At 58.8% G+C, this 979-nt stretch carries 1 pseudogene; it reads right to left on the bottom strand.

Annotated elements, in window-relative coordinates:
* Positions 1 to 979: pseudogene (locus AC04SG_RS32820) on the bottom strand (DNA-directed RNA polymerase subunit beta); the annotation flags it as partial.

A 979-nucleotide genomic window follows, 5' to 3' on the forward strand; every position in this document is an offset into this window, starting at 1 on the left:
GGATATAGGCGCCGACATTGATGTGGTCGATGTCGAGAACAGGGATTTCGTCGAAGCCAGCACCGAGGATGACGCCAAGCGTCTTCTCATCGATTTCGTCGCCGGCTTCGAGGAAGATCTCGCCCGTCGACATGTTGACGAGGTCTTCGGCCAGGAAGTTGCCGTAGAGATCGTCGTCAGACGCCTTGATGGCCTTAAGGCCCTTTTCCTTCAGCGTCTTCAACAGGCGCGGCGTCAGTTTCTTGCCGGATTCGACCACGACTTCGCCGGTATCGGCGTCGATCAGGTCGGACAGAGCCTTCTGGCCCTTCAGCGTGTCCGGCTGGAACGGAATCCGCCAGCCCTTGCCGTCGCGCTGGTAGAACGACTTGGTGTAGAACGTCTCGAGGATTTCCTCGCCGTCCATGCCGAGCGCCATCAGCAGCGACGTGACAGGGATCTTGCGGCGGCGATCGATACGCGCGTGGACAACGTCCTTGGCATCGAACTCGATGTCGAGCCAGGAGCCGCGATACGGAATGACACGGGCAGCAAACAGCAGCTTGCCCGAGGAGTGGCTCTTGCCCTTGTCGTGATCGAAGAACACGCCCGGCGAACGGTGCATCTGGGAGACGATGACGCGCTCGGTGCCGTTGACGATGAACGTACCGTTGTTGGTCATGAGCGGCATGTCGCCCATGTAGACGTTCTGTTCCTTGATGTCCTTGATGGACTTGGCGCCCGTATCCTCATCGATATCGAACACGATGAGGCGCAGCGTCACCTTGAGGGGTGCAGCGTAGGTCAGATCGCGCTGGCGGCATTCCTCGACGTCGAACTTTGGCTGTTCGAACTCGTAGGAAACGAATTCGAGCATCGAAGCGCCGGAGAAATCCGTGATCGGGAAAACGGACTTGAAAACGGATTGAAGTCCCTCGTCCGGGCGACCGCCCTGCGGTTCGTCGACCATGAGGAACTGGTCGTAGGATGCCTTCTGTGA

This window comes from Mesorhizobium sp. CNPSo 4684 (assembly GCF_057784315.1).